20 protein-coding genes are annotated in these 20,488 nt (G+C 60.2%); 2 read left to right on the top strand and 18 right to left on the bottom strand.

Annotated features, from left to right (window positions below):
* Positions 1-132: 132 nt before the first annotated feature.
* The 12 genes from ACMNI9_RS02280 to ACMNI9_RS02225 all read right to left on the bottom strand — a co-directional run bounded on the left by ACMNI9_RS02280 (position 133) and on the right by ACMNI9_RS02225 (position 12,239).
* Positions 133-801, bottom strand: a complete 669-nt coding sequence (locus tag ACMNI9_RS02280) for a ferric reductase-like transmembrane domain-containing protein (RefSeq protein WP_225749593.1) — start codon at positions 799-801, stop codon at positions 133-135.
* A gap of 8 nt (positions 802-809) precedes the next feature.
* On the bottom strand, positions 810-1,490 hold the full coding sequence (locus ACMNI9_RS02275) for a TorD/DmsD family molecular chaperone (RefSeq protein ID WP_114566655.1): 681 nt from the start codon (positions 1,488-1,490) through the stop codon (positions 810-812).
* 62 nt (positions 1,491-1,552) lie between these two features.
* Complete coding sequence (locus tag ACMNI9_RS02270; protein WP_114566656.1) at positions 1,553-2,215, bottom strand: 4Fe-4S dicluster domain-containing protein; 663 nt, start codon at positions 2,213-2,215, stop codon at positions 1,553-1,555.
* A gap of 14 nt (positions 2,216-2,229) precedes the next feature.
* Positions 2,230-4,704: a molybdopterin-containing oxidoreductase family protein gene (locus tag ACMNI9_RS02265; protein WP_216529173.1), complete on the bottom strand. Its 2,475-nt coding sequence runs from the start codon at positions 4,702-4,704 to the stop codon at positions 2,230-2,232.
* 285 nt (positions 4,705-4,989) lie between these two features.
* Positions 4,990-5,436 (bottom strand): PIN domain-containing protein, encoded by a 447-nt coding sequence (locus ACMNI9_RS02260; RefSeq protein ID WP_418830694.1) that lies wholly within the window; start codon positions 5,434-5,436, stop codon positions 4,990-4,992.
* A complete protein-coding gene (locus tag ACMNI9_RS02255) occupies positions 5,433-5,738 on the bottom strand; it encodes a type II toxin-antitoxin system RelB/DinJ family antitoxin (RefSeq protein WP_418830692.1) in 306 nt (101 codons plus the stop codon). The genes ACMNI9_RS02260 and ACMNI9_RS02255 overlap by 4 nt, the downstream gene beginning before the upstream one ends.
* A 124-nt stretch (positions 5,739-5,862) precedes the next feature.
* Complete coding sequence (locus ACMNI9_RS02250) at positions 5,863-6,579, bottom strand: response regulator transcription factor (protein WP_114566660.1); 717 nt, start codon at positions 6,577-6,579, stop codon at positions 5,863-5,865.
* Positions 6,572-8,248, bottom strand: a complete 1,677-nt coding sequence (locus ACMNI9_RS02245; protein WP_418830690.1) for a c-type heme family protein — start codon at positions 8,246-8,248, stop codon at positions 6,572-6,574. The genes ACMNI9_RS02250 and ACMNI9_RS02245 overlap by 8 nt, the downstream gene beginning before the upstream one ends.
* Before the next feature lie 620 nt (positions 8,249-8,868).
* Entirely contained in the window at positions 8,869-9,861 is a 993-nt protein-coding gene (gene rsgA, locus ACMNI9_RS02240; RefSeq protein WP_114566662.1) for a ribosome small subunit-dependent GTPase A, read from the bottom strand.
* Between the two features lie 53 nt (positions 9,862-9,914).
* Positions 9,915-10,487 (bottom strand): hydrolase, encoded by a 573-nt coding sequence (locus ACMNI9_RS02235; RefSeq protein ID WP_225749597.1) that lies wholly within the window; start codon positions 10,485-10,487, stop codon positions 9,915-9,917.
* Positions 10,488-10,525: 38 nt separating this feature from the next.
* Positions 10,526-12,046, bottom strand: coding sequence for a TrkH family potassium uptake protein (locus ACMNI9_RS02230; protein ID WP_114566663.1), 1,521 nt, complete (start codon positions 12,044-12,046; stop codon positions 10,526-10,528).
* Positions 12,047-12,101: 55 nt separating this feature from the next.
* Positions 12,102-12,239, bottom strand: coding sequence for a hypothetical protein (locus tag ACMNI9_RS02225; RefSeq protein WP_216529169.1), 138 nt, complete (start codon positions 12,237-12,239; stop codon positions 12,102-12,104).
* Positions 12,240-12,525: 286 nt separating this feature from the next.
* On the opposite strand from ACMNI9_RS02225, the gene ACMNI9_RS02220 reads away from it, so the two are divergent.
* Positions 12,526-13,872 (top strand): purine-cytosine permease family protein, encoded by a 1,347-nt coding sequence (locus ACMNI9_RS02220; protein WP_216529168.1) that lies wholly within the window; start codon positions 12,526-12,528, stop codon positions 13,870-13,872.
* Between the two features lie 252 nt (positions 13,873-14,124).
* Here ACMNI9_RS02220 and ACMNI9_RS02215 read toward each other — a convergent pair whose 3' ends face one another.
* The 6 genes from ACMNI9_RS02215 to fixA form a co-directional block, all read right to left on the bottom strand.
* Complete coding sequence (locus ACMNI9_RS02215) at positions 14,125-14,952, bottom strand: nitrilase-related carbon-nitrogen hydrolase (protein WP_114566673.1); 828 nt, start codon at positions 14,950-14,952, stop codon at positions 14,125-14,127.
* Between the two features lie 163 nt (positions 14,953-15,115).
* Positions 15,116-15,553, bottom strand: coding sequence for a MarR family winged helix-turn-helix transcriptional regulator (locus ACMNI9_RS02210; RefSeq protein ID WP_181792544.1), 438 nt, complete (start codon positions 15,551-15,553; stop codon positions 15,116-15,118).
* An 82-nt stretch (positions 15,554-15,635) separates the two neighbouring features.
* Positions 15,636-15,935 carry a ferredoxin family protein gene (locus ACMNI9_RS02205; RefSeq protein ID WP_216529167.1) on the bottom strand — a complete coding sequence of 100 codons (300 nt, stop codon included), beginning with the start codon at positions 15,933-15,935 and terminating at the stop codon, positions 15,636-15,638.
* Positions 15,932-17,233, bottom strand: coding sequence for an FAD-dependent oxidoreductase (locus ACMNI9_RS02200; RefSeq protein ID WP_418830689.1), 1,302 nt, complete (start codon positions 17,231-17,233; stop codon positions 15,932-15,934). Before ACMNI9_RS02200 ends, ACMNI9_RS02205 begins: the two co-directional genes overlap by 4 nt.
* Before the next feature lie 137 nt (positions 17,234-17,370).
* The gene (locus tag ACMNI9_RS02195) at positions 17,371-18,255 is read right to left on the bottom strand and encodes an electron transfer flavoprotein subunit alpha/FixB family protein (protein WP_114566956.1); all 885 of its coding nucleotides are present in this window, start codon (positions 18,253-18,255) and stop codon (positions 17,371-17,373) included.
* Positions 18,256-18,303: 48 nt separating this feature from the next.
* Complete coding sequence (fixA, locus tag ACMNI9_RS02190; protein WP_114566957.1) at positions 18,304-19,062, bottom strand: putative electron transfer flavoprotein FixA; 759 nt, start codon at positions 19,060-19,062, stop codon at positions 18,304-18,306.
* 514 nt (positions 19,063-19,576) lie between these two features.
* Between fixA and ACMNI9_RS02185 the strand changes: the two genes are divergently transcribed.
* Positions 19,577-20,362, top strand: a complete 786-nt coding sequence (locus tag ACMNI9_RS02185; protein ID WP_114566958.1) for an enoyl-CoA hydratase/isomerase family protein — start codon at positions 19,577-19,579, stop codon at positions 20,360-20,362.
* The last annotated feature ends 126 nt before the right edge of the window (positions 20,363-20,488 follow it).

The following is a 20,488-nucleotide window of genomic DNA, read 5'->3' as shown; positions in this document are numbered from 1 at the left end:
GGCGATTTTTCGTGCGCGGCTGCGCCAGCGGCGGGCCGCCGGCGCATCCGGCCCAGGCGCGCGCCCCGTCGACGGCTCGCCACCGCAGCCGACCCAGGCACAATCCGCCGGCCCAACCCGGTCGCGCTGCCGCTATGCGGCCTTTCGATCGATCATCGCGCGTCGAACGCGCAAAAGAGCATAAGCGGCAAACAACACCGAGTACACCGCCACGCTGACCTGCGCCGCTGCGCCTCCATGCAAGGCGGGCGGCAGCAACATGAGCATCAGATGCAGGTACACCAAACCGAAAAACGGGTACGCCAGCATCTGCACGCGCTTCCACGTGTCTTTCTTCATGCGCTTCTTGACCACGTTGAACGACGTGACCCCTAAGACCAGCAGAAGAGCGAACAGCACCAAGGCAACCACGAACGAGATCATCACGGCTCCCTTGTTCACGCCGCCCAATCGAGGCAGGTACGAGACAAGGTACACGGCCATGTGCCCCAACGACAGAATCCAGGCGATAATGGACAGCTCCGCGCGAATGGGACGAAGCCAACGGCCTGCTCGAGAATCGCGCGAGAACACGCCGATGAACATCACCACGGCGAACAAAGCCAAGGCCAGCATGCATTTTTGAACGAGCAGGAACAAAGCGCTCCACACTGCACGCGGCATTGGGAAAAACTCCGCCGCAATGAACAGCACGCTCACCGCCACGGCCAAAATATAGAAAGCCACCGGTGCCTTCTTTATGGGATTGCGCAACGCAAACGCCGCCGCAACGGCGCAAATAAAGACCAGCAGGAAATCCATACGTTCCCCTATTCTTCGTCAGGCAAGGACGTCAAGACGGCGGAAGCGTACAAGGCGAGCGCGGCGTACGGCCCGTCGGTCAAGTCGCAGGTTTGCTCCATGAATCGGGGGAGCCAGGCAAGCGCGTGGCTTCGAAGAAACGCTTGAGTTTGCTCGTTTAGACTGGTCAGCGTTTCTTTATTCTCGGTGCGAACAGCCTCGGCCTGCTGAGCGAACAGGTACGAAAGAAACTCGAACTCCTCCTGAACGCTGTCGCACGGCTCTTTGCGCCCGTTCTTCGCCATCACTCCGGCTTCGCGCATGCAGCGCTCGACGTCAAGCGTGACGGGCGTGCGGAACAACGAGGGAACACCCGGAGCGCCCATGGAAACATGCAGGAAAGCACTTTCGTAAGGGAAAATCGGCGTGTGCCCGCCCGGCGCAAGGTACAAGCGCGAGTACGTTTTCCTCATCTCCGACAAAACGTCCGCAACGGACGATTCCGCCCATGCCCGCAGCCCCGTTGCCAAATCATCAGCAACGGAAGCCGACATACCCATGTCCAACAGGCAAGACCGAGCATCGTCGGCCAGAGCACCTTCGACGAGCGCAGTTGCAAACACGTCGTCAGGATATGAAAACGCGCGCGAAAGAAGCTCACACGCGTCGGCCCTCCCCACGGCCCTTTTCAAAGCGTCGTATTGCTCCATGCTTCCTCCCCCTTTTTGAAAAGGGGCGGCGGTTGCTGCAAAAACCGCCGCCCCGCGTAAAGCTATTGCAGGTAGTACACGCTCGGCTCAGTGCCGGCATCTTCCTGCAAGAGCAGGACTTCGCGGCCCTCGATAGCCTTGGACACCGCGGACTCGGGGTCGTCCAGATCGCCCCAGTAGCGCGCACGGCCCGGGCACAGCTGCATGCAAGCGGGCACCTCGTCACGGTCGATGAGGTTCTTGCAGAACGTGCACTTCTCCACCGTACCGGCCTTATGAGGCGGCGCGTCATACTCGCCTACCACCACGTCAAGGTAGTACTCGGGACTCTTGATGAGCGTGCGCACGCCCTCGTACGGGCACGCCTTGATGCACGACTCGCACCCGATGCACAGCTCGCTGTCCACCGATACGATGCCGGTCTCCTCATCCTTGACGGTAGCGCCCGTCGGGCACACGTCGAGGCACGCAGGCTTCTTGCAGTGTTGGCACTGCATAGGGAAAAAGGACAGCACCGGGTCATCGTGCGTCCCGCCAGCACAGTCATTGGAAACGGCACCGGTCGCAACTGCCAGACCAAGCGTATCAAGACTCTTATCCGACTTGGTGTACACAATGTTGTAGTTAACATCCTTTGGCATATTGTTCGCGATCTTACACGCAGCGGCACACGCTTGGCAGCCGAAGCAACGATTCAGGTCGATCGCCATTCCGTAACGGGTCATTCCTCACCACTCCCTTACAGTTTCTCGATCATGACCGCAACATCATTGAAAGCCTGGTTTGCAATCATGGAGTTGTAGTCCTTCGAAGACAGGTTTGCAAAATGACCATCGATGAAATCGTCTTTCTGCCAGCTGCGTCCCGACGAGATCATCTTGCGCGGCAAACCAGCGCTGATAGCCGCCTTCATGACCACATACCCGTTATCGTTGGATAAGCGTACGGTATCGCCCTCTGCAATGCCCAGCTCAGCCGCGTCATCGGGGTTGATACGCACCACCGGCTCGCGCTCGAACTCGCGCACGTAGCCGCATTCCCACCATTGCGTATGGGTATGAGTGCGCATGTGCTCGGACAGCAAGCTAAACGGATACGTCTTCCGATACTCGCGGTCCTCGCCAACGTAGACGGGAGTCTCCCAATGCAAACCGCGCTCTTTCGAGATGTCGAAATCGGTCGTAGCAACGTTGTTGGGAACGGCAACCTCCTGGTACAGCTGAATGCGCCCAGTTTCCGTAGGCAGCGGATCGGCGGAGCCCAGCTTGTCGCCTTCCGGATAGATGCGAACAGCGCCCTTCGCCTTGATGTTCTCAAGCGTGCAGTCCAAAGACTTCCAATACTCGGAATCCAGAATGGTCTCGGCATACTCGTCTTCCGTGCACCAGAACTCGCCCAAACCAAGGCGATCCAGAATATCGCCAAAGATTTGGAAGTCAGGCTTCGATTCGCCCTGCGGCTCGACGCACTTTTCCTGCCACAAAAGATACGGGTGAGAAGAGAACAGGAAGCCGATGTCCTGCTGCTCGAACCAATGAGCGGCGGGCAGCACGATATCCGCGTACTTGCACGTTTCGGTCATGCACATGTCGGCCACCACGACGAACTCGAGAGCATCGATCCAGCGCGACGTATAATCGTTGCTGCACATGGTCACAAGCGGGTTCGAGCAATGGATGTACGCGCTTTTCACCACGTAGTCCTCGCCCTTGAACTTGCCCGTAGTGAACACCTCTTCGAACACTGTCGTATCCAGATGTCCCGAAATGCCCGGAGCCGCCTCTCCTGCGGAATTAACCGGATAGCAGGCACCTTTGATGTTGGAGAACAGCATCTGAGGCAGGTATTCCTCGCTCTGGCCGATCGCAGCACCAGGCTTGCCAGCATTGCCAGTCAGCAATCCGACCAAATATACCGGCCAACCAGTGTAGTGTGCGTTGCGATAATGGTTCAAGCCTTGCATGATTTCGGTCGTCACCGGACCGTCCTCGTGATACACGCGTGCCAGCTCTTGAATGTCCTCTACGGAAACGCCGCACACAGCAGATGCCGCTTCGGGCGTCCAAGCGGAAATGTAACTCATAGCATTCTCGTACACCGTTTGAACCACAATGCCCTCGATGGGAGCCACGTTCTTGAGCGCCGGCTTCTGAGCCTCGCTGAACGCAACGGCCTTGCTCGCAGCTTCGTCCCATACGGCAGGCGGGCTGATAACCTTCGGCTTGCCCGTAAGCGGGTCAACGTCGCCCTCGGTCGGCTCAACGCCCAGATCGCTCATGCGTAGGTACATGCCATCTTCCTTGATGAGCAGGCCACAGTTGGTCTTGCTGCGCAGCGTATCCTCATCCACCCAACCGTTCCCGATCAGCACGTTCAAAACACCTAACGCGAGCGCACCGTCCGTACCGGGCTTGACGGGTATCCACCAATCGGCCTTGGCCGTGTTCGGGTTGTACACCGGATCGATCACGATAAGGCGCGTCCCGTTTTCCTTTGCCTCCATCATGAAGTGCAGGGTATGAGGGAGCGAAATAGCAGGGTTGTTGCCCCAAAGAATCTGCGTTTTTGCATTCTTACGATCAGTAAGCTCATTGCCCAGATCAGCTCCACCATGAGCACGCGACGCGCCGTATCCCGTTCCTACGTCAACATCTAGGCCGGCGTCGGTGCATCCAAGAATGTTCTCGAACCGCACAACCGCACCTGCCGCGTTGCAACTACCGCTATACAAAGCATAGTTTCCCGATCCGTAAAAAAACATGATGGACTTCGGGCCGAATTGCTCGCGATAGCTCTTCCACTTCTCAGCTATGGTATCGAGCGCCTCGTCCCAGCTAATGCGCTCAAAATCGTTCGAACCACGCTCTCCCACGCGTTTCATGGGATACAGCACGCGCTCCGAACTGTACATACGACCCACGTGCGTCAAGCCACGAGGACAGATGCGGTTGTACTCCGTGTTCGGCATATCGCGCGCCGACGTACGCACCACTTGCCCGTCGCGCACGTGCACATTCAAAAAGCAGCCGCCGCCGCAGTTACCACGGCAGACACCCGGGTAAAGCTGCGTCTCAGGGGCTTCCTGCTTCTTGTCCGTTTCCTCCAGGTTCTTGGCCTGCGGGCTGCAGCCGACCAGCGCGCCCGTTGCAGTGAGCGCCGCCGCGCCCTTGATGAAGCTTCTGCGGGTGAAACCATGCGTTGCGTTTTCAGCCATGCTTGCTCCTCTCGTTCTCTCCCCACGACCTCTCGGTCGCACCGTTCTTGCGCTGCGAACAGCAGGGAGGGAGGCCGTCCGCAGCGCAAGATGAAAAGTCTCGCTTCCCCCGACTTTCCCTTGCTATGCACTCTACGGATCATTGAAAATTATTGCGATAAACCGAAAATAAGTTTTGCGTTAAGAAGATATTAACCGGATATTAATGACTAGATTAATAAGATTAAATGGTGCATCGAGGATGCGAAAAGGTGCCGGACAATCCCGCCAAGCAAGAAAATCCGTCTAAGACCTGGCCAGATCGTACTCATAGCCAGCGGGGCGGTAGACTTCGCAGAACTGCTGAGAGGTCATAGCGGCAACGGGAGATCCGACAAAGTCCCGCACGTTTCGAGTCACAATGAGATCGACTCCATGTCGAAAAGCAGCCCAGGCGACCATTGCATCTTCAAAATCGCCCAGAGGATCGACCAACGCGTGACGAAGGTCAACCTCCGTCACATCAAGGACGCTTACGACGTCAACTAAATTCTGGAGCGCCGAAATGGCTCCCGGCTTTGAAGCGTATTTACGAGTAGAAAGAACGTACTGAACCGTGGGCGCCATCGACGCGGTCATAAATGGCTCGAACCGCTTCAGCAACATCACGTCCAACGCCTGGAACGAATAAAGCACGTCTTCGGTCGCTCCTAAAATGTCAACTATGACATTAACGTCAAGAAGCACTTTCATGAGTGCAACCCCGGTCCGTGCTTTTCTACCAGGTAGTCGCGATATTCCTGCCGTGCGTCAACTCCACGAGGCAAGTCGACCACCCCCACCAGCGAACGAAGCTTCTCGCGGCGCTTGGACACTTCGTCGCATGCACCCGCATCGCCACGCATCCACTCAGGCACACGTTGCTCTCGCTCCAAATACTCATAGAGGCATCGAACGGCTTGCGTCGTCGACACCCCTTCGCGCGCCAAAACTTGACCTCCGCGACGCTTCAGGTCTTCCGGCAACCGCGCATTAATCGTTCCCGCAACAGCCATTTTCGCCTCCTTTGCTCTGCACGATCTTAACAAATTGCATTACATAATGCAATTTGTTAAGACATAATGCCTTGCTTGATGCAGGAAACAAGCGGAGTAACGAATCTTCGGCTTCCTGCGAGCCTTACCCCTCCACTCGATCAGCCATTTTGTAACCCACGCGCTGAACCGTCAGCAGGTACCGTGGCTCGGAAGGGTTCTCTTCGATCTTCTCGCGAATCTTGCGTACGAACACCGTTATGTTGTTGGTCGGTTTGCAGTTGGCATCGGACTCGCCCCAGATATACTCCTGAATTTGGCTGCGCGTGAACACTTTGCCCGGGTGCGCCGCCAAAAACGCCACAATCTCGAACTCCTTCGTGGTTAGCTGCACCGGCTTTCCCTTGATGCGCACCTGGTACTCTCCAAAATGCACCTCAAGATCGCCAATCTGAGCAACCCCTTCCCGATTTCTCGAGCGCGCAAAATCTATCGTGTCCTTATGACGGCGGATGTTCGCCTCGATGCGCAGCAGCAACTCCATGGCATCGAACGGCTTGGTCACATAATCGTCCCCACCCGACCGAAAGCCGATGCTCTTGTCGACAATATCGCATTTCGCAGAAAGGAAAATGACCGGAATGCGGCGGCCTTCTTCGCGGATGCGCGCACACAAATCGAACCCGTTCGTTCCCGGCAGCATCACGTCGAGCAACAGTAGGTCGGGCTTTTCATGCAGAAGCATCTCCATGCCCGATTCGGCGTCTTTCGCGCCACAAAATGCGTACCCGTTCGACGTTAGAAGCTGCTCGATCGCCTGTCGCAAATTATCCTCATCGTCGATGAGCATCACCTTATACATCGTCTTCCCCCACTATCAGCCTCTTCGGCACCGTAATAACGAAAGCGCTGCCCTTCCCCACTTCGCTCTCCACCGAAATGGCGAACCCTTGCACGTCAGCGTATTCGCGCACAAGGGCAAGGCCCAGGCCGCTGCCATTGTACTTTCGCGTCGACGTGCTATCCACCTGGAAGAATCGCTCGAAAATGCGCTCCTGGTCCTCGGGCGCAATGCCTATGCCGGTATCGACCATCGACAGCGTTACCACCTGACGATTCTCGTCGTATGCCACCCTCAACTCCACTGACCCGCCGTCGGGCGTGAACTTGATGGCGTTGCTGGCCAGGTTTTCAAGCATACGCAACGTCTTCTCGTAATCGCCGTTCACCAGGGGCACGTCCGAAGCAACCCTCGTACGGAACGAAACCTCGTACTTGCGCGCGAGCGGAGCCATGGTGCCCTTGACCGACGCCGCCACGTCGCCCAAATCCATCGGCTCGCATGTAGACTTGATGCTGCCCGCGTCGGATCGCGCGATGTCCAGCATGTTGTTGATCATGTTGAGCAAGATCTGGCTGTTCTTCTCGATTTCCTCCCAAGACCGCCGATCGCTTTCACGCCCCGGATCGCACGTTTCGCGCGAAATCTGCGCGAACGTAATGATAGACGTCAACGGAGTGCGCAGCTCGTGGTTCACCATGGACAAAAGATCGGACTTGAAACGAGTCTCCTGCTCAAGGCTTTCGTTCAGCTTTTCCAACTTGTCGCGCTGATGCTCGAGCAGCGCATTGGCTTCCTGCAAATCAATCGTGCGAGCCTCAACCTGCGACTCCAAGTGCTCGTACATATCGCGCAGATCGCCCGCCATGTCGTTGAACCCGCCAACAAGCTGCTGCACCTCTTTCGCCGCATGCCCGCCGCCCAGTTCTGCATCCATACGGCCGCGCTTCAGCTTTCCGAATGCCGCATGCAACCCCCCTATCGGGCGCAGCACGAAGAAGGTTGTCACCACGTAGATCACCGCGCCAATGAACACGGTGATCCCCAGGAAGAACACGACGTCGCGAATCACGTTGTCGCGCAGCGTTTGCTGTTGCTGATCGATGGGAATGACAATGCTGATAGCGCCCCCAACGGAATCAAGCGTCCATCCTTCTTTTTCTTTGCCGGTAACGTCAAGCTCGCCCGCCGGTTCGCCGTGACAGGACAGACAGCTGTTATCAACCTCAAGTGCTTGCAGGTACCGGAAACGCTCTTCCCCCTGATACTCGGCAATGCCGTAATGTTCTTTCACCGACGAGTTGGCGTTGAAGCGTTCGAGCGCTTCCGCCTCGAATTCATCGGGTATGTCCTGCTCGCTGCGCGGGTTGAAATTGGTGTAGCGAATAGCGTAGTCGCTGCCGGCCGAGAATAAGCGCCCGACGCTCTTTCCAACCAATGAGCAGTGCAAACCCTTGAATTCGTACGTCCCGTCAGAAGTGTTGTTGATCACGCTTTGCGAGTTGTCCATAAACTGCCACACGGCGTCCATTTCGCGAGCAAACGTGCGGGCCTCTTCCAGCAAAGCCGCCTCGGTCTGGCGCTGCTGCGAGTAGAAATCGAACACAGCAAACGCAAGAAACGACACGCCGAACACCGCCGTCAACGCAGTTAGATAAATAGTTTTCAGACTGAAAGAGTGCTTCCCCATGCGCGTCCCCGCCCCCGTATTCGCAACGCCCCCTCGCATTGCGATGTAAACCCTAGCACAAGACTAAGAGCCACGTAAAGCAGTGAGCATCGGGCGCATGGCCGAAAACGGAAGCAGGGGAACGTGCGAACGGCCCTCGCGCGATTCGCGGCGGCACCGCAATCGAACAGCCCCGTACGTTCGTCGACATCAGCGATAAGCAGGCGATTCCTCGGCGACGTGCCGGCGCGTTACCCGCTTGTTGCCGCCGCTTGCCGCCGCCGCAGGGGAAGCATGCGCACGAAAAACCGCCCTTGCTGGCAGGTTTTGACGGTTTGAGGTCGTCATGTTGAGCGCTCTCTTCGCCATGGCGCTGCCCGCGTTTAGTTTTGCCTGGTCACAGCTTTGGAGTGTCGCATCGCGCTTTCGAGGGCGCTCGTCCGGCCAAGCAAAACGACCCCTAACCGTGAAAACCTGCCAGCGAAGGCGGTTTTTCGTGCGCGGATGCGCCAGCGGCGGGCCGCCGGTGCAGCCGGCCCAGGCGCGACCCCCCGTCGGCGGCTCGTCGGCGCATCCGACCCTCACGTGCAACCCCTCCAGCGGCCACCGGCGCAGTCAACCCGCAGACGCGGCACTCGACGCTACCGCTTCCTGCGCGCGCGTCCCTTTCCGCCCTTGCGATCGGATGCCTTCTCGCCGCGCATGCGACGAGCCTCCTCGCGACGTTCGCGCAGGTCAGCGGTTTCCTGCTTGAGCACTCGATAGGACGCGAACCGCTCCTTGCTGATCTCGCCAGCCTCCACCGCAGCACGCACGGCGCACCCAGGCTCGTCAACATGGCGGCAATCGCGGAATCGGCAGCCCTCGGCAATCTCTTCCACGTCCGAGAACGCGGCGCCGATGCCCGCATCGGCCTCCCACAAGCCCAGGCCGCGCACGCCGGGCATGTCCACCATGAACCCGCCGCCGGGAATGGGGACCATCTCGCGACTCACCGTGGTATGACGGCCCTTCCCGTCGTCGCGCACGGGCGTCGTTTCTTGAATATCGCTTCCCACCAGCATGTTCACCAAACTCGACTTCCCCACGCCGCTCTTTCCCAGCAGCACGGCAGTCGTATTTCGGGGCACCAGATCGCGCACGGCCTCCACACTGACGGGATCGTTTTCGGAAACCACCAGCGTCTGCACGTCGGGACCCACCAGCGCGCGCACGCGATCGCGCACCTCGGCCACATGCGCTTCGTCCTCGGCAAGATCCGCCTTAGTCAGCACAACGGTCACCAAGGCACCCGTTTCGTAAGCCAGCACCAGCTCGCGCTCAAGCCGACGAGCGTTCACGTCGGCAAGAGGCTGCGCCACGAACACGCGGTCGAAGTTTGCGGCAAGCACCTGCGGAAGCGCCCGCTCGGTCGGATCTTTGCGCACGAACGCGCGCGTGCGCGGAAGAATACTGGCTATGATGCCCTTGTCATGCCCCTCCGGCACGTCCACTTCAACGAAATCGCCGATCACGGCGCGCACTTCCTCGCCCTTGACCAGCGCCGTTGCATGTTCGCATCGCACAAGCGTCCCATCGTCGCATCGCACAAGCGGATATCCACGATCAAGCTTGACTACCTGGGCCCTTTGCAAGCGTCCTCCTCTGCTCCAATCGGCACAACCGCACCCTCACTATCAAAAAAGCGCTAGCGCTGGCGCTCCCTCAACCAATAGAATACGCCCGTCATGGCAAGGCCGATGGCCACGGCCACGATACCGGGGACGAACGTTCCGAACACGAACGGATCCTGCTTTCGCTCACCGGGCTCGATAACGGTCACAACTTCGGCATGCAAGTCCGACAGACCCTCGTGCTCCGGGCACACCAGGTGAAACGTTCCTCGCACCTGCACGATGGAGCCTTTTCTGTCGTACGCGCCGAACGTGTCTATCTTCGCCGCCGCCTCGCTCGACATGTACACCGTAATGGTTGCCGAATCGCCCGGCGACGAAAGCGTGATCCAGCGATGCCTTCCGTCCAAACCCTCTTTGATGCTATCGCCAATGGCCTCGCCCGTTACTTGCACGGTTTGGTTATCGTAATACGCGTCGGCCTCGCTCAAGTCGGCAATGGACGTATCGTAGATGAACGAGCTATCGGGAAGCTGCTGCGGATTCACCGCATTCCCGCCTTCAGCCTCTTCGGCATACGCCGTTGCAGCGGCACCGCTCGACGCAAAGCTCCCGATCAGAATGCACGCCATCAAGACCGCCGCCATCGTCCACCACGTTCTTTTCCTGTTGCACCACGGCACGTTCACGACCGATGCACCAACCTTCGGGGATCAAGCGACACGACAATTTCAACGATAAGCGCCAGAAGCGTCACGAACTCAAGACGGCCGGCCCACATTTGAAGGATGTAGAACAGCTCGAGGGTGACCGGCATACCCGGAGCCGCAAGCCCCGAAGAAATGCCGCCGTTGCTGGCCATAGCCACCGATTCGAAAATAGCCTGCGTCGCGTCGTAACCATGGGCAATGCCCACCAGCGAGCCAATCGCATACGTGACCACGTACAGCACGAACACCGTCATAGCCTCTTTCACCACTTCGGGCGAGAGAATGCGGCGACCAACGTGATTGTAGTCAACCACCACGCGCGCGGAGTCGGGCGCAAGCGCTTCCTTGATAGTTGCCACCAACGATTTCATGATAACGCCCATGCGGCTGAACTTGAAACCGCCCGAAGTGGACCCGCCGCTGCCTCCGACGGCCATCAGAATGGCCACCACCAAAAACGCGCCCGACGAAAGGGCCGTGGTCAGCTGATTTGTAGTGACGTTCTGAAATCCCGTAGTCGAGAAGGCCGAGATCACCGTGAACAAGCCGCGCCGCAGCATGGCCGGCAGGTTGGAAAACTCGGCGCTCGCGCTCAACGAAGCTGCAAAAACACAGGTCATAACCGCAATCCACAAAACCATCGTGCGAATTTCCAAGTCTTTGAAGAACACTTCGACATGGCCCTTCCACACCTCGGAATGAAGCACGAAGTTGATGGATCCCAGCAGCATAAGCAGCATGAGCACCAGCTCGATGGGCAGGGAATGATAGTACATAACGCTTTGGCTCATGGGCGCGAATCCGCCGGTCATAAAGCCGGAAATCGACAGCCACAGCGACTGCAAAAGCGCGCGCGACGGCTCCATCCCTATGAACAGGCACATGCCCGTCAAGATAACCGTTGCAATGAGGATGATGCCGACGGCGATCTTCGCAATGAACTGCGTGGTTTGGACCACGTTGGGAACCACGTGCTCGCTTCGGCCCTCGGACATATACAGGCTGGCGCCCGCGCGCTTGCCGAACAGGCCGAACGACAACGCCACAACGATGAGTCCCAAGCCTCCGATCAGGTGCATCATGAAGCGCCACATGTTGTCGGCGTTCGACAGGTGATCCAGATCGGTGATGATGCTTGCGCCGGTGGTGGTAATGCCCGACACACCGTCGAACAACGCGTCAAGGTACGTTTCGTAGTGGCCCGACAGGTGGAGGGGAATCGTGGCAACCATAGCCAGCACGATCCAAGCCAGACCGGTGACAACAAGGGCTTGCTGGCGGTTGAGCCGTCCGGGCTCTATGCGCAAAAAGCGCAGGCCAGACCCTATGATAAGAGAAACGCCAATGGTCAGCAGATAGTTGGCCGCAGGAATCCATTCCTGAAACGCAAGAGCCGTCGCAAACGGCACCAGCAGCGCCAAGGACGAGAACAGCACGAGCACGCCCAGGTAGTGGCCGATGACCCGGACATCGTATAAGGTGAACCGCTGCCACATGGTGCGCTCTAACCTCGCTTTATTCCGCAGACGCGCGGTGTTATCTCGAAGCCGATCAATCCAGCACGACCCTTACGACAATGATAAGCGTCCACAGCGCAAGCAAAAAGCAAAGCAACGCCAACATCACAACGCCGAACCCCAGGGCTGGCGTCTCGATAGCTTGGCGGATGTCCTGTTTTCTTTTGCGCATGCAGGTATTCTAGTACAAATATGCGCAACACGACACGCCAGCTCGGCAACAGCGCACAACCCAGAAAAGACGCCGAAGCGCCAGCTTTGCATATTCGCAGCCCGTTCGCAAGGGCGTTCAGCAAAGAAATCGACACCTAATCGTTAAACTTTTCACCTGCGGGGCTTGCGCAAGGGGTGTCAAGGTATAATTTCCGAATCTTTTAATCGCCCGCACAAATTTACAACCATTCGTGCGGACATGGGGTTTCCCGTCGCAAAAGCGCGCGGGACGGAAAGGAACAGTAATGGCAACGGAAGAAGACATCGACTACTCGTTGTCGCGCGTTCCTGACGAAGCGAAACAGCCGTTTTGGCGGATTCTCTTCATCAGGATCGGCGCGATCTGCTGCGTGTCGCAGCTCATGTTGGGAGCCGCACTCGGCTTCGGCTTGACCTTTTGGGACGCGTTCCTGGCAACCATGCTGGGATCGGTGCTGCTGCAGGTAGTCAGCTGGGCGCTTGGCACCGCCGCTGCCCACGAGGGCTTGTCCACCAGCTTGCTTTCGCGCTGGGCGGGCTTCGGCAAGGGCGGCTCTGCCCTGTTCGGCGGCGTTGTGGCCATCTCGATGGTCGGCTGGTTCGGCGTGCAGAACTCCGTGTTCGGCGAAGGCATGGCCAGCATCGTCACGCTGACCGACTTCCTGGGCGGCATGGAGTACCCGATTTGGGCCATCGTCACCGGCCTGGGCATCACGCTCCTGGTCGTGTTCGGCATCAAGGCCATCGCGAACTTCGCGGCTATATTCGTGCCCTTGTTCGTGATCGTGGTCATTGTGGCCGCAGCCATCATCCTGCAGAACCACTCGCTCACCGAGCTTCTGACCACCGCGCCTCCGGGACCGGCCCTTACCCTGGGCGCCGCCACCACCATGGTTGCGGGCGGCTTCATTGCAGGCGCCATCTGCACCCCCGACTACGCGCGCTTCCTGAAGAACGGCAACCAGGTGTTCTGGATGACGCTCATCGGCACGTTCGTGGGCGAACTGGGCATGAACCTTCTGGCCGTTCTGCTGGCGCACGCCATGGGAACCGAGAACGTCGTCGACATCATGATGGGCACCTCGGGCATCATCGGCGTCATCATCGTTGTGGCCTCTACGGTCAAGCTCAACGACATCAACCTGTACTCGTCCAGCTTGGGCCTGGCCACCATGCTGAACGCCCTGTTCAACAAGAAGCTCAGCCGCAACGCGCTGGTATGGATGCTGGGCATCGTGGGCACCGCGCTGTCGGTTATCGGCATCATCAACTACTTCACCGACTTCCTGGTGCTGCTGGGCGTGGCTATTCCGCCCGTCGCCGGCATCATGGTCATCGACTACTTCGTGCTGCGCCGCAGCCGCAAGACGCTCGACGAGTCGCGCGCCAAGGGCCAGCTGCCCGCGAAGGTCGAGAACTGGAACCCCATCGCAATCGTGTGCTGGATCGCCGGCTTCGCCGTGGGCGAAGTCACCAGCATCATGGCAATCGGCATTCCGGGCCTGAACTCGCTTGTTCTGGCCGGTGTGCTGTACTGGGCCATCATGAAGGCTTACGCCAGCATCAAGAAGCAGGACGTGATCACGTTCGCGGAAACGGATCAGGTCCTGTAAGCGAAGAGCATAGCTCCTTGCAGGTGAAAGCCCCGCTCGCGCGCACTGCGCCGGCGGGGCTTTTCGTTTGTGCGCAAATCAGCCTGCTTGCGCGAGTCAGCCTGGAAGCACATTGTCGCCCGAAACGTACGTTTTTCGGGCTGAAAACGTACGTTTCGGGCGACAATGCAGGCGGCGCTAGCTCTCGGCGCAATGGGAAACGCCGGCGATAGCGGCAGGCCCAGCGAAAGCGCAGTTCAACCAGACTTCCCCTTACGGCAGCAGCACCAAATCGTACAAGTCGGGACGGCGATCGCGCAGATAAGGGCTGCGCTCGCGGAAGCCGTCGATCTCGTTCAGATCGATATCCGCGTACAGCACGCCTTCGGCAGGATCCTCCAGCTGCGCCACCACATGGCCGCGCGGGTTGCACACCAGCGAACGACCGGGCATCGACAAGCCGTCCTCTTCGCCGAAGCGGTTCACAGCCGCCAAGAACACCGTGTTCTCCAATGCGCGGGCAGGGGCGTTCACGTCCCACACGTCCATGTCCTCGGCGCACCACGCACTGGGGCACACCACCAGGTCGGCGCCTTGCAAGGTCAACATGCGCGCCACCTCCGGGTAGCCCATGTCGTAGCAGATCATCACGCCGACGCGCCCGAAATCAGTCTCGAACACCGGGCAGTCGCAGCCGGAGCGGAAGTAGAAGCGCTCCAAAGCCCACAGGTGCTGCTTGTCGTACGTACCCATGAGGTTGCCGCCGCGGTCAATGAACACGGAGCTGTTGTACACCACGCCGGTCAAATCGTACGTCAGCGCAAGACCGGCAACCACGTAGCAATTCGCAGCGCGAGCAGCTTCGCACAAAGCCGTAACCGTAGGGCCTTCCACCGGTTCGGCGAGTTCGACAATGCGAGGTCCCACGATGTTCAGCTGGTACCCCGTAGAGAACAACTCGGGGAAAATCACCAGGTCGGCGCCTTGTGCCCCAGCCTCGGCTATCATGCGGCAAGCTTTTTCGGTATTGGCGGCCGGATCGCACAGGGCGCTTTCAAACTGGACGAGCGCCAAACGCGCCGTGCGCTTCGCTTCGGTCATGAACAACTCCTTTATTGGGTGCAGATTTCGTCTTGACGGCATTATCTCATGACGAACGCAGAACGCCAAAGAACAAGCAGCCGAATGTCGGGAAGATGGACGCAGCAGGGCGAAAGCCGCAGCAAACGCGCCGCGTTATCAGCAAAAAGCTCGGAACAGACCGTCAAACGCGCGTTGGACGGCCGTACGAATTCGCGAATTCCAACACCTTGTCGAGCGACGCCATAAGATCCTCGATCTCGTCCACGCCAATCGTGTTGCAGAATTCCGTGATAAGCGCGTGCATCTCGTACTGGCACCCTTCTGCCAGCTCCCATCCACGCTCCGTCAGCTCGATCGACACGGTTCTCGCATCATCGCGCAGCCGTTCCCGCTTCACGTACCCTTTGTCTTCAAGCGGCTTGAGCGCTTGCGACAGCGAACTGGCGGGCATGCGGAGCAATCGGGCGAGCGACCCGGGACGGATCGTCTCGCCTTTCTTCTGATGGCCTGACAAAACCATCAGGACATCGGCTTCGAGTTGCGAAAGGCCCATGCGCGCCATGTACGGCTGCGAACACGTCCGGTTGACCTCTTTCACCAACCGGAAAAGTTCGGTCACGATCGCTATTTCTTGAAGGGAAGCCTTCATCGGGGCCTTTCGCTTGCTCGAATCCACATACTCTGTCTAGGATAGCGGAATCCTAGCCGAAGCGGTACTCCACGCCCATGGTGGGCTGGGGGTTCTCCCACTTCTTCACGATGGTCGAGCCGCAGGCTATGCGGCAGGTGCCGCACTCCAGGCAGCCGGCGTAGTCGAACGACTTCGCGCCCGACTCGTCGACCTTGTAGAGGGCCGCCGGGCACACGCGCACCAGCTTGAGGAACTCCTCGTCGTCAGGGTCGTCCACCAGCTCGATGTGGGCGTTCTCCTCGTCCACCTCGTACTTGTCCAACGCCAGGAACTCGTCGACGTTGACCGTGATCTCGCATACCTTGCTCACAGCGCCTTCACCGCCTTTCGCACCTCGCCTGCGAGCTTGAACAGCCCGCGCTTCTTCACGATGGGCATCATGCGCTTCACGAGCGGCTTCTGCGGCGCGCCGTCCACGCTGAACATGGCGTTGAAGATCTCCCTCACCATGGCGGGGTACTCGCCGAACATGCGGTCCCAGCCCTCCATGACGTGGGGCCACTTGCGGAAGGTCTCGAGGTCCTTGACGACGAACGAGTCCTCCATGGCCTGCTTGTACGAAGCCAGGCCCGCCGCGCTCGTGTCGCCCGCGTCCAGCGCCTTGACGGCCGCCTGCCCCGCCATCTGGCCCGACGCCACGGCGAAGTCCATGCCGCGCACCTGGTAGCCCATGTTCATGCACAGGCCCGCCGTCTCGCCGGCCACCAGGCAGCCGTCGAAGACGTACTTCGGGATCATGTTGTAGCCGCCCTCGGGCACCATGTGGCCGGAGTGCTCGACCAGCTTCGCGCCGCGGATGACGGGCGCCACGGCCGGGTGGTTCTTGAAGTCCTCGAGCATCTGGTACACCGGGTACGGGTTCGACGCGTCGGCCGCCGTGGAGATGGTGGCCACGAGGCCCAGGCTGATCGAGTCCTTGTTGGTGTACAGGAAGCCGCCGCCCACGTTCCCGTGCGTGCAGTCGCCCACGAACAGCATCGCCGCGCCCTCGCCCTCCGGGCACAGGAAGCGGTCCTCGATCTGGGAGGCCGGCAGCTCGAACACCTGCTTGATGCCCACGGCCATCTCGTTCGCCTTCGGGCGCGGGTTGCCCAGGCACTTCTCGGACAAAAGCGGGTTCACGCCCTCGGCCAGGATGACCACCTGCGCGGTGATCTCGTCCTCGCCCGCGCGCACGCCCACCACGCGGCCCGCCTCGTCCTTGATGAGCTCCTCCACGGCGATGCCGCAGATGTACTCGGCGCCCGCGTCCTCGGCCTTCGAGGCCAGCCACTGGTCGAACGGCGCGCGCAGGACGGCGTAGGAGTCCTTGCCTTCCTCCGCCAGTTCGTCGCTCGTGAAGTCGACGGCCATGCTCGAGCGCGCGTCCAGAAGCGCGATGCGCTCGTGGGTGATCCTGCGCTCGAGGGGCGCCTCCTGCTCGAAGTTCGGGAAGACCTCCTTAAGCGAATGCGAGTAGATCCGCCCGCCCGTCATGTTCTTGGCGCCGGCGAAGTTGCCGCGCTCGACCACGAGGACGCTCTTGCCGGCGGACGCGGCCACGTAAGCGGCCACGGCCCCGGCGCACCCGGACCCCACGACGATGATGTCGAAATCGGTCTCAGACACCTTTCATCCTTTCTCGTCTTATGAAAATCAACAACACACCAGCTTCACCGCAAAAGCCCGCTCGCTCGCCTGACCAGCAAGGTTCGAGCTTCTTGAAGCGGGAGGCCTCCATGAGCCCTCCCGCGGATCGAAGCTTTCTACAGTGCCGCTGTCAAAGCCGGCAGTACATCCTTGATGTCTCCCACCAGGCCGAAGTCGCACTGCTTGAAGACCGGCGCGTTCTTGTCCTTGTTGATGGCGAACATCGTGCCGGCGCGATTGCAGCCCACCATGTGCTGCATCTGGCCGGAAATGCCGCAAGCCACGTAGACCTTCGGCGACAGCATGAGGCCGGACACGCCAACGTAGGTCTCGGTGGGAAGCCAGTCCACGCCCTCGGTCAGCGGACGCGAGCAACCCAGGCCGGCGCCCAGCTTTTCGCACAGCGCGCGAGCCAAGTCAAGCTCGGACTCCTCCGCGAAGCCACGGCCCGCAGCCACGACCACGTCAGCCTTGCCCAGGTCAACGCCGCTCTTTTCGATGGGCTTGGAGGACACGAGCTTCACCGGATTGGCCGGGGCAACCCAGGCCACGTCCTCGACCGCGTTCGCGCCGCTTGCCTCGGCGCCTTCGAACGCGCCAGCGGAAACCGTGTAGATGGCCACGTCGCCCGCAGCCTTCTGCACGCGCTCGGCCACGCCGCCGAAGTACAGGCTCTTCGCGCCGTCGGCGGCGAATTCCATGACGTCGGTGATAACGGCGGCGCCCGCATGCGCGGCCAGGCGGCCGGCGATCGTCTTCATGTGACGCGTGGGCTCGACCAGCACGACGCTCGGCTGCTCGGCGTCGAACACGGCGATCACGGTATCGGCGGCGTCGTCCAAAACGGAGCCTTCGGGTACGGACACCTTCGCCACTTTGTCGGCAACGGCAGCGGGCGCATCGCCAAAGGAAACGAGGACGACCTCATCGGCCATGGTGCGGGCTCCGGCAGCAAGCTCGCGGGCAGCGTCGGCGCGCTCGGCAATAACAAGTGCTTTCATGGGTATGCTAGCCTTTCTCTCGGACAGCGGATTATCGGAAGACGGAACCTACAGGGCGGCCTTGAGGGCTGCAGCGAACTGCTCGATCGCGCCATCAGCCGAAGCGTCGAGGATCTCGAGCTTGCGGTCGGCCTGATCGGGAGCCTTGCAGGAGACAACGTCGATAGCGCCGTCGACAGCCGCCTCGGCACCGGCCACGTTCATCGGCTTCTTGCCGGCAGCCAGGATGTCCTTCATGCCGGGAATGCGGGGCAGCGCGATATCGGGCGACACGGACACAACGGCGGGCAGGGGCACCTCGACGGTTTCGACGACGTCCTCGAGCGTACGCTCGACGATGAGCGACGAGCCCTGCGCCTCGATCTTCGTTGCGCCGTTCACCACAGGAAGGCCCAGCTTCGCAGCCAGCTGCACGTCGACCTGCTGCGCGTAGTTGTCAGCGGAGCCGTCGCCGCACAGGATGAGGTCGAACGCGCCCACCTTGCCGACCAGAGCAGCCAGCGCCTCCGCCGTCGCGCGGGCATCCATGTTCGCGTATGCATCGTCGGCGGCCATGAACAGCTCGTCCACGCCGCGAGCCAGCACGTTCTTCTTCAGCTTGGAGTCGTCGATGGAAGCGGGGCCCGCCGTCATCGCAACCACCGAGGAGCCGTCGTTGGCTGCGGCCAGCTGCGCCGCGGCCTCGAGAGCGTTCAGATCGTACGTGGACACGATGCCCTTTGCCTTGGAGTAATCCAGGGAGCCGTCCGCGGACACCTGGATGTCCTGATCGTCGGGAACCACCTTGAAAGCAGCAACGATTTTCATCCTGTACCTTTCCCTTCTCGTTTGCCTTTATAAAGCGTTCGGACGCGACCCGCCGTCTTCGAGGGGAACATGCGGCGGATTCGGCGCGTTGAGAGCAGTTTGCACCGCTCGCCGCGCGGCGTCATCGCAAGATCGCCGTGAAAGCATCATTACTTACAATTTGACTATGCCTGCGCGCCCGTCCGCGCAGGTTCCATCGCCCGCGCGGCGCCACGGCGCAACGCCGCGCCCCCGCCGCGGGAAGCACTGCGCAAACGCGTTTCATAGCCCCTGATCAATGGCATCATTACGTATCCCTACTACTTTTTTTGCGATGCACCGATTTTTAAGTATCGCCGAATTACCATGCGCCTTGCGATGCAACGGCATAGCTGCGATCGCTAGTATTCAGGGCAGTTGTTCGAGCGAGTAAAACACGACGGCGGCACGCTGCAATCGAGCCGAATCACGTGCGGAACATCGCTCGGCGCCACGCGCGGCTTCGCGCGAAATCGCAACCAGTCAAGGAGGAGCAATGGCAGATTACTATGGTACCGACACCGTCGTATCCGAACTTCGCGAGGACGGTCTGCTGATCATCCGCATCAACCGCCCCGACGTGGCAAACGCCCTTAACGGCGTCACCTCCAAGGCCATGGAGAACATCATGAACAACGCCGAGACCGATCCCGCCGTGCGCGCGATCATCGTCACCGGCACGGGCAAGGTGTTCTGCGCGGGCGAGGATCTTTCCGAGCTGAGCGAAGGCGGCGAGTGCCAGACCGTGACCGAGCATGGCTTCGGCGGCCTGACCGCGCGCCTGTGCTCCAAGCCCGTCATCGCCGCATGCAACGGCTCCGCGGCCGGCGGCGGCATGGAAATCGCCCTGTCCTGCGACATGGTGGTTGCCGCCGAGAACGCCAAGTTCGGCTGCACCGAGGTTGGCTTGGGCATCATCGCTTCCACGGGCGGCATCGTGCGCCTGGCGCGCGACATCAACCGCAAGGATTGCATGGAGCTTCTGCTGACCGGCAAGAAGATCAAGGCTCCCGAGGCCAAGGCTCTCGGCCTGATCAACTACGTCGTGCCGGCCGAAGAGGTCATGGACCGCGCTATCGCGCTGGCCGAAGAGTGCCTGAAGAACGCTCCCCTCGCCCTCAAGTGGACGAAGAACATCGTGCACGCCGCCGACCAGATGTCCGAAGAGGATGCCATGCGCTACTCCGACGCCGCGTACCGCTTCCTGGAGAAGACCGCCGACGGCATCGAAGGCCCGGCCGCTTTCGTCGAGAAGCGCACGCCGGTTTGGCAGGGCAAGTAACTCCCCTTTATCAATCCACTCGGTCCGCGCGGGCATTCGCGCGGCCATCCGCCACGTGCCCGGGCTGCGCAGCCCGGGCACGTTTCATTGGCGGGACGGAGCAAGACGAACGAAACGACCGAAGCG

The sequence above is a fragment of the Paraeggerthella sp. genome (genome assembly GCF_048427265.1).
GTDB lineage: Bacteria > Actinomycetota > Coriobacteriia > Coriobacteriales > Eggerthellaceae > Paraeggerthella > Paraeggerthella hominis.
The sequence above is the reverse complement of the archived record's forward strand: the minus strand, read 5'-3'. Positions and strand labels throughout refer to the sequence as shown.